General features: G+C 54.1%; 14 protein-coding genes and 1 pseudogene. 3 read left to right on the top strand and 12 right to left on the bottom strand.

Annotated elements, in window-relative coordinates; genetic code table 11:
• From ETC02_RS10565 to ETC02_RS10525, 9 genes and pseudogenes are all read right to left on the bottom strand, one after another.
• Positions 1 to 301: pseudogene (locus ETC02_RS10565) on the bottom strand (RNA-guided endonuclease TnpB family protein); the annotation flags it as partial.
• Between the two features lie 157 nt (positions 302 to 458).
• Entirely contained in the window at positions 459 to 1,163 is a 705-nt protein-coding gene (locus ETC02_RS10560; protein WP_050367281.1) for an anthrax toxin lethal factor-related metalloendopeptidase, read from the bottom strand.
• A gap of 91 nt (positions 1,164 to 1,254) precedes the next feature.
• Positions 1,255 to 1,839 (bottom strand): YpjP family protein, encoded by a 585-nt coding sequence (locus tag ETC02_RS10555; RefSeq protein ID WP_171698259.1) that lies wholly within the window; start codon positions 1,837 to 1,839, stop codon positions 1,255 to 1,257.
• Positions 1,840 to 1,860: 21 nt separating this feature from the next.
• The gene (locus tag ETC02_RS10550; protein WP_033010011.1) at positions 1,861 to 3,045 is read right to left on the bottom strand and encodes an LL-diaminopimelate aminotransferase; all 1,185 of its coding nucleotides are present in this window, start codon (positions 3,043 to 3,045) and stop codon (positions 1,861 to 1,863) included.
• A 251-nt stretch (positions 3,046 to 3,296) separates the two neighbouring features.
• Entirely contained in the window at positions 3,297 to 3,428 is a 132-nt protein-coding gene (locus tag ETC02_RS10545; protein ID WP_080729592.1) for a YuzL family protein, read from the bottom strand.
• Between the two features lie 71 nt (positions 3,429 to 3,499).
• On the bottom strand, positions 3,500 to 3,937 hold the full coding sequence (locus ETC02_RS10540) for a BrxA/BrxB family bacilliredoxin (protein WP_033010047.1): 438 nt from the start codon (positions 3,935 to 3,937) through the stop codon (positions 3,500 to 3,502).
• Positions 3,938 to 4,235: 298 nt separating this feature from the next.
• Positions 4,236 to 5,381, bottom strand: a complete 1,146-nt coding sequence (locus tag ETC02_RS10535) for a conserved virulence factor C family protein (protein WP_033010012.1) — start codon at positions 5,379 to 5,381, stop codon at positions 4,236 to 4,238.
• A 32-nt stretch (positions 5,382 to 5,413) separates the two neighbouring features.
• Positions 5,414 to 5,890: a glutathione peroxidase gene (locus ETC02_RS10530; RefSeq protein WP_011231277.1), complete on the bottom strand. Its 477-nt coding sequence runs from the start codon at positions 5,888 to 5,890 to the stop codon at positions 5,414 to 5,416.
• A 59-nt stretch (positions 5,891 to 5,949) separates the two neighbouring features.
• The gene (locus tag ETC02_RS10525) at positions 5,950 to 6,465 is read right to left on the bottom strand and encodes a hypothetical protein (protein WP_011231278.1); all 516 of its coding nucleotides are present in this window, start codon (positions 6,463 to 6,465) and stop codon (positions 5,950 to 5,952) included.
• A gap of 125 nt (positions 6,466 to 6,590) precedes the next feature.
• Between ETC02_RS10525 and metA the strand changes: the two genes are divergently transcribed.
• The 3 genes from metA (at position 6,591) to ETC02_RS10510 (ending at position 8,074) form a co-directional block, all read left to right on the top strand.
• Positions 6,591 to 7,499 carry a homoserine O-acetyltransferase MetA gene (gene metA / locus ETC02_RS10520; protein WP_033010013.1) on the top strand — a complete coding sequence of 303 codons (909 nt, stop codon included), beginning with the start codon at positions 6,591 to 6,593 and terminating at the stop codon, positions 7,497 to 7,499.
• A 172-nt stretch (positions 7,500 to 7,671) separates the two neighbouring features.
• Positions 7,672 to 7,770 (top strand): YjcZ family sporulation protein, encoded by a 99-nt coding sequence (locus ETC02_RS10515; protein WP_011231280.1) that lies wholly within the window; start codon positions 7,672 to 7,674, stop codon positions 7,768 to 7,770.
• Between the two features lie 154 nt (positions 7,771 to 7,924).
• A complete protein-coding gene (locus ETC02_RS10510) occupies positions 7,925 to 8,074 on the top strand; it encodes a hypothetical protein (protein ID WP_011231282.1) in 150 nt (49 codons plus the stop codon).
• A gap of 40 nt (positions 8,075 to 8,114) precedes the next feature.
• On the opposite strand, the gene cobO is transcribed toward ETC02_RS10510, so the two are convergent.
• Genes cobO through cobT form a run of 3 tightly spaced genes read right to left on the bottom strand, consistent with a single transcriptional unit; the run spans position 8,115 to position 10,463 of the window.
• Positions 8,115 to 8,660 (bottom strand): cob(I)yrinic acid a,c-diamide adenosyltransferase, encoded by a 546-nt coding sequence (gene cobO, locus ETC02_RS10505; protein ID WP_033010014.1) that lies wholly within the window; start codon positions 8,658 to 8,660, stop codon positions 8,115 to 8,117.
• Entirely contained in the window at positions 8,641 to 9,411 is a 771-nt protein-coding gene (cobA, locus tag ETC02_RS10500; protein ID WP_044742862.1) for a uroporphyrinogen-III C-methyltransferase, read from the bottom strand. The genes cobO and cobA overlap by 20 nt, the downstream gene beginning before the upstream one ends.
• The gene (gene cobT, locus ETC02_RS10495; protein WP_033010016.1) at positions 9,408 to 10,463 is read right to left on the bottom strand and encodes a nicotinate-nucleotide--dimethylbenzimidazole phosphoribosyltransferase; all 1,056 of its coding nucleotides are present in this window, start codon (positions 10,461 to 10,463) and stop codon (positions 9,408 to 9,410) included. Before cobT ends, cobA begins: the two co-directional genes overlap by 4 nt.
• Positions 10,464 to 10,640: the final 177 nt, after the last annotated feature.

Below are 10,640 nucleotides of genomic sequence, written 5' to 3'. Positions count from 1 at the left end.
TGTGGTCATATTTTCCTTGTTTGGCAAGACTGATCAAACCAAAGAAAGATTTAAAGGCTTCATTGACCTTTTTTAAAATTTGCTGTGCCATGTTGCTGTTTAACAGCTTATAGTTTTCGTTAGTTTTGGCAAGATGATAGTTTTTCTCATAATTAAGAAATTCCTTGTGTTCAAAATAGTATTGTCTGACATTGTACAATCCGACGTTGTACATGTTCTTGGCAATATGGCACAGTTCTCGAAGAGTCAAGTATTCTTCTTTGGTCAAACCATTTAGCTGTTGTTTGATACAAAAATACATTTTTTCACCTCCCATTTAACTATATTATACTATATTTTACTGAATCTATCCTATTTTCAGCAAAATATAGTTAAGGCGATTCATCTCCCACTTACTCCGCTTCGCTTCGTTGAAGTGGGAGTCTTCTCGCCTAATTAAGATAAAAAAAACGAGCCTTTTACGAGGCCCGCTCCGCCAATCTACGGATGAATGCGTATGTGTTCGGCGCTGCCGCCCGCAGCGTGTGCCGCGTCTCTTCACTTGCGTAATAATAGGCAAACGACTCGGCAAAATACTCTTCTGGATAGGTCAAAAAATAAGATTCGCCAGGAAAAAGCCGCGGCGCCTCCTCCCGCCAAATCGCTTGAAATTCGTCCGTTTCATGAATGCGGTCAAATACGATGTAATCGAGCGAATGAGCAAACTCATGCAGCTCCAAATTGACCGAGCCGTGTCCTTTCCCTTTTTCGCTATGGCCGAGACGGACGAGCACCAAATGCGACCCGCCGATGCCCGGCACGTCATCCCATGTTTTGGATCCCGGCGCATAGCCGCGCGGGGTTTTCCCACGCAAGTGGCGAGCTGTCGGTTCATTCGTAATAGGGCCTGTCAACAGCTGAATGTAAATATGATGAGCAGCCGCCTGCTCTAAAATGCTGCGATCCATGCGGGCAAGCGTCTGAATGGTCTTGTTCGCCTCCGCAGCGGGAAACGCTGTCTCGGGCACGATCACAATGCGGCCGAGCACGTCACGGGACGGAATGTCCCGAAGATCAAGGCCGCTTTCTTGAAGCAGCACGCCGTGGGCGGCCGGGTACGGCGAAAGCGATAGAAGCGGAATCGCGAACAGCGCTGCCAACAAACTAGTCCACAATCGTTTCATGGTGTTCCCCCGCTTCTTTTATTCTATGAAAATGATATCATAGAACGAAGCAGGGAAAAACGCGCAAAATCAGGAAAGAACCGCAAGCGGTTTATGTGCGCCAATTCGGCGGCGTATTTTTGGACCAGTAGATTTTCCCGAGTTCATAGTGAGCTTGAAAGCCATCATCGCAAGTATGATAGTGAAATTGAAACCAGTACCCGTCCTGCGGCGGGTGTTCGCGGCGGACGTGAAAGCGGACGAGATCTTCTCCTGTGTCCATGCGATACAAATGGAAAATGCGTTCCCCTTGCCCGCCGGACGGATTTTCCGATACGGCCAAATAACGGAGCTCTTCTTCCGGACAGCGTTCAGCCAGCCCGGCAATCACCTCTTCGATGCGCGGCAAGATGACGGTGCGAAATTCATCTTCAATAACCGGGGCGATTTTGCGGCCGAACTTTTCGTACGACTGCGCCACTGCCTTTTCCATCGTCTCTTCGATAAACTGTTCACGAGTTAACGAAACAGAAACAGCTTCCGCCGCATGGTCTGCTTGGGAATGCTTCCAATCGGGAGACGGGGCGTCATCTGACGGCGGCTCTTTGGCCGCGAGCAGCGAAGCGGGCGGTGTGACGAGTCCAAACGTGCAGACGGTAATGGCGGCAACAAGCGTTTTTCGAAGCCAAGACGGCAGCTTCATCGCCTTCACCTCCCACTACCGCCGATCAGCGGCTAAAGACGCAAACAAGCCGGTCGCTTTTAATTTGGCGACCGCCCTGCGCAACACCGCCTCCGGCTGGACGAGGGCGATGCGCACATAGCCCTCGCCGCTTGGCCCAAACGCGTGCCCGGGCGTGACGACGACGCCCGCTTGGTCGATGAGCGCCTTCGCAAACGAAAGCGATGTAAAGACGTCCGGAATTTTCGCCCACACGAACATACCGGCTTGCGGACGGTCAACCGCCCAGCCGATGTCGGCCAACCCGTCAACGAGCGCATCGCGGCGCGATTGATATATCGCGCGGCTTTCGGCGCAAAAGTCGGCCCCATGACGCAGCACTTCGGCCGCCGCTTTTTGAATCGGCCAAAAGACGCCATAATCCAAATTCGACTTAAACTCGGCGAACGTGCGAATCACCTCGGCATTTCCGCACAAATAGCCGACCCGGCAGCCGGCCATGTTGTAGCTTTTGGACAACGAATTGATCTCCACGCCAACGTCCTTTGCGCCTGGAACAGAAAGAAAACTCACCGGTTTGTTTCCGTCATAATACAGCTCGCCGTAAGCAAAATCGGACACAACGAGAATATCGTACCGCTTCGCAAACTCGACCACTTCGCGATAAAACGATTCTGTCGCTATAGCTGGAACTGGATTTCCAGGGAAGTTGATAAACATGATTGTCGCCCGTTTGGCAATGTCCTCCGGGATCGCACGCAAATCCGGCAAAAAGCGGTTTTCCTCCCTCAGCGGCAGAAAATACGGCTCCGCTTCCGCCATTGCCACCCCCGCCGCATACGCCGGATACCCGGGATCCGGCAATAAAATGACATCCCCCGGGTCAGCGAACACCATCGGCAAATGCACGAGCCCGTCCTGTGATCCGATGACGTACGTTACTTCCGTCTCCGGATCGAGCACGACGCCATGCGCCGTGCGATAATAGTCGGCGACCGCTTCATGAAACTCGCGAATGCCCCTTAATGTGTAGCCGTACGCATTCGGCTCGTTGGCGTAGCGGGCGATCGCCTCACGCACAAACGGCGCCGGGGGCAAATCCGGGCTGCCGACGCTTAAATCGATCCACTCGTCATGAAGATGGCGCCGCTGTTGGCGATACGCCGCCAATTCAGCAAAAATCGATGCAGAAAATGCGTTCATTCGTTTCGCCCTTTTCATCGTCTTTCCTCTCCCTTGCCAAAACAAAAACCGCTTTTCCTTTTCACTTTTGTTGGTATATACTATGATTACATGAATAGTGTATCATATGTTCAAGGGGAAAACATAGACAGAAAGGCGGGAAAACAGCGATGACAACCATCTTTTTTGCGGCCAGCCTCATTACGTTGTTGTATTTCATTTACAGCTGCATCGCCAATGCCTGACGGCGGCAGCGAAAACGGAGCTCCGCACAGGAGCTCCGTTTTCTTTCAGTCGATTTTCGTTTTTTTGCGCGCAGAATCAAGCTCGTAGGCGCCTGTTTCCGTTTGCGTCGTGCCTTGTCCCCTCACCTCCGGGGCGCTGACGCCCGTTTTCGAACGGTCTTTTTTCCGCTTCGGCACGCCGATCACCTCCGCCCTTATCGTTCCCCGGCGCCGGCAGCGGTATGCAAGGCCTGGGAAGGCATAAGGCATCAGTTACAATATTTGTCAAACGCAGCCAAAATGTTTTCCATCACGTCCTCCATCGAGTGAAACTCGATGTCTTCGCGCGGGATAAAATGAACAACTTCCTTTCCTTTTAAGAGCGCCATCGACGGCGAGGACGGCGCATAGCCGACAAAGTACTCGCGCATTTTCGCCGTCGCCTCTTTGTCTTGGCCGGCGAATACCGTCACAAGATGATCCGGCTTTTTCTCGCTCCTAAGCACCGCCTGCGTCGCCGCGGGGCGCGCCAGTCCGGCGGCGCAGCCGCACACTGAGTTGACAAAGACAAACGTCGTTCCTTCCACTTGTTCCATAAACTGCTCGACTTCCTCACTCGTGCGCAATTCGCGGAAACCGGCGCGGACGAGCTCATCGCGCATCGGCTGCACGAGCTGACGCATATATTCTTCATATGCCATCGACATGGCCATCATCCCTCCATATGATCATCGTTGTGCTATCAGCATACTATACTTCGCACGAAAAAATCAATGAAGACGGCTGCCAGCGGCAAGTGAAAAGCCGATGGCCGGGGGAAGACGCCCCTCCAAATCAGCGCCGGCTGGGAAACATCCGCAAACCCGAAAATGAAGTGGCTGCCGTCAGTGACTGCAGCGTGGAACATTCAAATAGAATGAACGTATCTTGAGCACAACCGTGACGACTTAACAAGAATCGCTTGTTTGGCCAAAGAAAGAGACGCGCCGGCCGGCGCGCCTTTTTTTATTTCTCCGTCTTGTTCTCTTTTTTTCGACTTTCCGTCATTTGCTTCCAGACGGAGCCTTTCGCCTCTTCGCCGCCTTCAATCCGTTCGATCGCCATTTTCACTTGCAAGCTGACCTCAAATTCCGGATCGTTTTCCGCCGCTTTTAACGCCGGCAAGGCCGATTCATCGCCGACTTCGTACAAAAACATAGCCGCGCGCCAACGAACGAGCTTGCTTTCGTCCTTGAGCGCCTCGATCATCGCCGGAATGGCGTCCGGGTCGCCGATGTCGGACAAACAGTCGCCGGCAGTGCGGCGGACAGCGACAGCCGGATCTTTTAGCGCTTCGTACAAATACGGAAGCACCTTTTTCCCGCCGATCATGCCAAGGTATGCCGTCGCCAGGCGGCGAATCGCCATTTTTTCATCTTTTAACGCTTTGGCCAGCACCGGAATATCGTCTTCGGTCGGCTCAGCCATTTGTTCGAGCGCGGCATACCGTTTGCGCCAGTCCGGGTCATCGAGCATCTCGCTTGTCACTTTGATGCCCGGCCGTTTTTGCGCCGTTTTTTCCAGCTCGCCGCGACGGAACATGTTGACGATCCGCTCCAGCCGCTCGGGCGGATAGGCGGCTGACAGCTCATCGACTATTTCGCGGCCGATTTCTTCGAACGTGCCGTAACGCACCCCTTTTTCGACCCATTTGCGCTCAAGCACAACATTTCCCGCGTATTTTTGCGCCTCAATGACTGCGTCCATAAACGGTTTCGGCAGCCCGACGCGGTGTTCGCGCTCCCCATCGACAAGCTTCACTTGCATCGGCAGACCGTACAGCATTTGCACGAACACTTTCACTTCGCCAAAATGTTCGTTCACCGTCGGCTTTTCCTCTTCCGCTTCCCCCACATCTTCACCGAACACTTCGCGCACTTTCGTCAAAATGTCGCGCCAATCGTACTTCGGATGACGCTCGACGGCCAGAAAATCGGCGACATGGTAAATGCCTTTCACCCCTTCAATGCGCATGAGCGCCTGGATGATCGGCGGCGCGGCGGCGACGTTGTCCGGCTTGTAGTTATGGCTCGTGCCAAACGGCAGCTCTTCATCAAGCAGTACTTTCATCGTATTCGGGCTTGGTGTCGGTTCAATCGCTTTAATGCGCAAGCGCAACCCCCTCCTTTGACTGTCCCACTGTCTTACAGCAGTTTTTCGATGTCTTCTTTCAGCTCGCTCGGCTTTGTTTGCGGAGCGAAGCGGGCGACGACGCGTCCATGGCGGTCAACCAAAAACTTTGTGAAATTCCATTTGATCGCCTTTGTCCCCAACGCCCCCGGCGCCTCTTCTTTTAAATATTGAAACAATGGATGGGCGTGATCGCCATTCACATCCACTTTCGCAAACAGCGGGAACGTCACGCCGTAATTCAACTGACAAAACTGCTCGATCTCCGCTTCCGTCCCCGGCTCTTGGCCGCCGAACTGGTTGCACGGAAAGCCGAGCACCACAAACCCGCGATCACGATATTCGTCATACAGCTCCTGCAGTTCTTTATACTGCGGGGTAAAGCCGCAACGGCTCGCCGTGTTGACGATCAACAACACTTTTCCTCGATAGGCAGACAACGGCTGTTCTTCTCCGCGAATCGTTTTGACGCTGAATTCATACACACTCATCGTTCTCACCTCACCCCCATCATAGCCGATTTCTCCGTTTGTTTCCACTTTTTGCACCGTTACTGGCCGGCAAATGGCTGCAGCTGTTCGAGCGAGGAAATCATATACGGCACCATTTCCGGTAAATCGGCCGCGTTTTCTTCGTAAATAAGGCGGGCAAATTCGACCACGGCTTCATTTTCATACGAGCCGCGTTCATGCGGAAACGGAAAGCGGAGCGTTTGCCGAATGATTCGCTCCTTGCCCCAAATCGTCCGCAGCGTTCCTTCGATAAGCGCACAAACGGACAGGCGGCGCACCGGCAAGGCGAACGAGACCGCAAGCCGGCAGCCGGCCTGGCCGTGATGGAGCCGTTCATTCACCAGTTCGGCAAAATCGATCGCAAGCCGCACCGTGCAGACGACCGGCGGTTCAGGCGCACCGGCCTGTTGAAAGGAAATGGCGTACTCGCGCGACAGGCGGGCCAAATCGGCGAGATCGCGGCGGTCGGTGACGGCAATGCGCCCTTGCAAGTCGGCATCATAGACGGCTCCTTCCAACACCGTTTTCAAATTGTCAAACGCCGTCGGATCCATTCGTTTCCCCCCTTATTTTCTTTCGCTGTTGAATGTCCACGAACGAAAAAATGAATTGAAGAAAGTCAATAAACTTTTTATAATGGAATTATTTAAAAAACGAGAACGAAACGGAGGGGACATCGTTGCCAATCAACATTCCAAAAGATTTGCCAGCAAAAGAAATCCTCGAACAAGAAAACATTTTCGTCATGGACGAAGAACGGGCGTATTCGCAAGATATCCGCCCGCTCAATATCGTTATTTTAAACTTAATGCCGGAAAAAGAAAAAGCGGAAACGCAGCTATTGCGCCTGCTTGGCAACTCGCCGCTGCAAGTGAACATCACCTTTTTGCGCCCGGCGACCCATGAGCCGAAAACGACAAGCAAACATCATTTAGAACAATTTTACACGATTTTCCCGCACATCCGCCATCGCAAGTTCGACGGGATGATCATCACCGGAGCGCCGGTCGAGCAATTGCCGTTCGAAGAAGTTACGTATTGGGATGAGCTGACCGATATCATGGAATGGACGAAAACGAACGTCACCTCGACGTTGCACATTTGCTGGGGAGCACAGGCCGGCTTGTATTACCATTACGGCATCCCGAAACATCCGCTGCCAAAAAAATGCTTTGGCGTGTTCAACCATACGCTCGAAGTGAAAAATGCCAAACTGCTGCGCGGGTTTGATGATGTGTTCCGCATGCCGCACTCCCGCCATACGGATGTCAAACGCGAGGACATTGAAAAAGTGCCGGAGCTGACGATTTTGTCGACCGCCGACAAAGCCGGTGTTTCTCTCGTCGCTTCGAACGACGGGCGGCAAATTTTCTTGACTGGCCATCCGGAATATGACGCGACGACGTTAAAGGACGAGTATGAACGCGATTTGGCGAAAGGGCTGCCGATTCACATTCCGGAATCATACTTTCCGAACAACGACCCAAGCCAGCCGCCGCTCAATACATGGCGCTCGCATGCGAACTTGTTGTTTGTCAACTGGCTGAACTATTACGTGTATCAGGAAACGCCTTATGAATGGGAATGAAATCAATATATGCAATCATTTCACTTGAACCATCCCGAAAAAACGCCTTGCTGAAACATATGCAAGGCGTTTTTCTCATTTTGGACGATTGTTTTCGTGTTTCGACAATCGCCCTGTTCTTTTAGTTTTTTTTGACATACAATACGATAGATTCCACCAGGAGGTGAACATGATGGGCGCTTGGCATGGAAACAGCTTTGCGTTGATTGTCGTTCTGTTTATTTTGTTGATTATTGTTGGATGTGCCTGCTTGGGCGGATATGCCTACTAACCGAAATCACTGATTGCCTTCATCCGGCCGGCTTGCAGCGGGAACACGAACGCTTCCCGCTTTTTTTATGCTGGGCTGTAGACAACCATGCATAGGAATGAAGGCATCGTCCATGCTAAACGTATGACAACGGCAGCCAAAGGAGGTGGAGCTCATGACGAAACGCCCAAACAACGGCAGCCGCAATCAAAACGCGCCAACGCAAGATCCGATGGCCTTGCTTCGCGGCCCGGTTTCCGGCGATAACAGCAAAGGACGTCGGCAAAACAAAATCCAAAATGACAAAACCGATGAAAATGCCTAACCTGCAAAAAAGCGGCTAAAAAACGGCCGCTTTTTTGCTTCTAAAATTCAATCCCTTTCATCGCGGTCCTTCCTTGTTCATAATCATGCTTGACCAACTTCATTTCCGTAACGATATCGGCAGCCGCCATCAGCTCCGGGCGCGCCGCGCGCCCGGTGATGACAAGATGAAGCGCCGGCGGGCGCGTGCGGATCAGCTCGAGCACCTCGCTGACTGATACGATATCTTCAACGGGAAAGCGGTCAATGGCCAACACATTGTTCAGTTCATCGAGCACAATCATATCATACCGTCCGGAATACACATATTCTTTGGCCACCGCCCAGGCACGCTTCAATGCTTCCCGGTGGATGTCCGGCGTTTTCGTCCAAGTGAAGCCAGCGCCGAGTTGGCGCACCTCGACGCCGAGGCGGCGAAGGGCGAGCTGCTCGCCGTACGTGCGCTCTGGAGACTTGACAAATTGCAAAATGGCGACGTTCATTCCCCGCCCAACCGCGCGCAGGGCAAGCCCCAATGCGGCCGTCGTTTTTCCTTTCCCATCGCCCGTATACACGATGACACGCCCTCTACGACGAGGCGTCGGCATTGCCCACGCCTCCTTGCCCCTCTGGAAACCATTGAATCGTCTCACGCAGGCGAACGACATCGCCGATGATGATGATGGCCGGATGGGAAATGCCGGCCTTTCGCGCCTCGTCCGGCAACGTCGCCAGCGGCGCCGCCACGGTGCGCTGCCGCTCAGTCGTCCCCCATTCAATGACGGCCGCCGGTGCATCCGACGGCTTGCCCGCCGCCATCAGCCGGCCGCAAATATCCGGTAAATTGGCCGCTCCCATGTAGACAAGGATCGTATCGCATCCGCGGGAGAGCGCCTCCCAATCGACTTGCTCGCTCCGATGCCCGCTGACGATCGCCACCGAGTCAGCGTAATCCCGGTGGGTGACCGGAATGCCGGCATACGCGGGCGCAGCGATGCCGGATGTCACCCCGGGAACGATTTCAAACGGAATGCCGGCTTTCGCCAACACTTCCGCTTCTTCGCCAACGCGGCCAAACACACACGGATCGCCGCCTTTTAAGCGGACGACCGTTTTGCCTTGTTGCGCATGCCAAACGAGCAGCTCGTGAATTTGTTCTTGAACGGTGTCATGTTTTCCCGGCTCTTTGCCGCAGTAAAGAACCTCAGCGCCCGGCTTTGCGTAGCGCAGCAGCTTCCGGTTGATGAGCCGGTCGTAAATAATGACATCCGCCCGCTCTAGGCATTCGCGGCCGTAAACCGTGATGAGCTTTTCATCGCCCGGCCCGGCGCCGACTAAATACACTTTGCCGATGGTCATTTCCCGTTCTCTCCTTTCGCATCAGCGGTGGAAACGCCCGCCGAAGCGAATGTCGCCATTTCGTTCACCATCGCCGTCGCGGACACCAAGAGCGGAAACGCCACAGCAGCTCCGCTTCCTTCGCCAAGGCGCAGGCCAAGATCCAAAAGCGGCTCTTTCCCAAGCAAACGAAGGGCTATGCTGTGCCCCGGCTCTTCGGAACGATGGCCGGCAATCATATAGTCGGCGACGTTCCCGGCAAACTGGCGGGCCACAAGGGCAGCCACCGTGCAAATAAAGCCGTCAAGCAAAATCGGAATGCGCCGTTCAGCGGCTGCCAACATCGCCCCGGACATAGCCGCAATCTCCAACCCGCCGATTTTCGAAAGCCATTCAACAGGCTTTGACGGATTGGGGCGATGAAGCAAGAGCGCCCGGCGGATGACGTCCCGTTTATGGGCAAGCATCTCCTCTTGAATGCCGCTTCCTTTGCCAACGATGCGCTCAAGCGGCTCCTCGGAGAGCGTGGCCAATAAAGCGCTCGCAGCGGTTGTATTGCCGATGCCCATTTCGCCGACAATAAGCGTGCGGGCGCCTTGTTCAATGATGGATGCCGCCTGCTCGTAACCGACATAAAGCGCCTGTTCGGCCTCGGACGGCGTCATCGCTTCCGTTTTGGCGAAATTGTTCGTTCCCGGGCGCACCTTCTTCTGAATGACACGCTCATCAGCAATTGGCACGGCGACACCGACATCAATGACTTGAAGCAACGCGCCGATTTGCCGGCTGAAGGCGTTGATCGCCGCTCCGCCGTTGGCAAAGTTGTACACCATTTGCGCCGTCACTTCGGCTGGATAGGCGGACACCCCTTCTTCCGCGACGCCATGGTCGGCCGCAAACACGAGCACTCCGGGCGGAGTGACGCGTGGGAGCAGCTCTCCAGTCATACCGGCAAGCGCGGCCGCCACTTCTTCCAGACGGCCGAGGCTGCCGGGCGGTTTCGTCAGCTGATTGATGTAATCACGTGCTTGTTCCACCATTTCACGGCGGATCGGTGGGATGGAAGCATTCATCACGGTCGCACCATATCCCCATCAAGCGGGAATAGGCGCTTCCTCCTTTCTCGTCTATGATTGAGGGGCGAAAAAGCAGCTTTCCCCCGTCACGCTTTAGCGCAGTGGAAGGCCGGCCCCCCCGCTTTACAGAGGAATTCGCACCCCCAAACCGAGCCAATCGCTCGGCAAAAGCGG

It is taken from the genome of Geobacillus sp. DSP4a, assembly GCF_013096875.1.
In the GTDB taxonomy this organism is placed as follows: Bacteria; Bacillota; Bacilli; order Bacillales; family Anoxybacillaceae; genus Geobacillus; species Geobacillus thermophilus.
Note: the sequence above shows the minus strand (reverse complement) of the source record. Positions and strands in the feature narration are given on the sequence as shown.

Bases quoted from the DNA above. Each gene is read 5' to 3' on its own strand.
- ETC02_RS10550 (WP_033010011.1), bottom strand. From the start codon at position 3,045: ATGAAAAGGGCGAAACGAATGAACGCATTTTCTGCATCGATTTTTGCT.
- cobA (WP_044742862.1), bottom strand. From the start codon at position 9,411: ATGACCATCGGCAAAGTGTATTTAGTCGGCGCCGGGCCGGGCGATGAA.
- ETC02_RS10515 (WP_011231280.1), top strand. From the start codon at position 7,672: ATGGGCGCTTGGCATGGAAACAGCTTTGCGTTGATTGTCGTTCTGTTT.
- ETC02_RS10510 (WP_011231282.1), top strand. From the start codon at position 7,925: ATGACGAAACGCCCAAACAACGGCAGCCGCAATCAAAACGCGCCAACG.
- ETC02_RS10530 (WP_011231277.1), bottom strand. From the start codon at position 5,890: ATGAGTGTGTATGAATTCAGCGTCAAAACGATTCGCGGAGAAGAACAG.
- cobT (WP_033010016.1), bottom strand. From the start codon at position 10,463: ATGAATGCTTCCATCCCACCGATCCGCCGTGAAATGGTGGAACAAGCA.
- ETC02_RS10560 (WP_050367281.1), bottom strand. From the start codon at position 1,163: ATGAAACGATTGTGGACTAGTTTGTTGGCAGCGCTGTTCGCGATTCCG.
- cobO (WP_033010014.1), bottom strand. From the start codon at position 8,660: ATGCCGACGCCTCGTCGTAGAGGGCGTGTCATCGTGTATACGGGCGAT.
- ETC02_RS10525 (WP_011231278.1), bottom strand. From the start codon at position 6,465: ATGGATCCGACGGCGTTTGACAATTTGAAAACGGTGTTGGAAGGAGCC.
- ETC02_RS10540 (WP_033010047.1), bottom strand. From the start codon at position 3,937: ATGTCGATGGCATATGAAGAATATATGCGTCAGCTCGTGCAGCCGATG.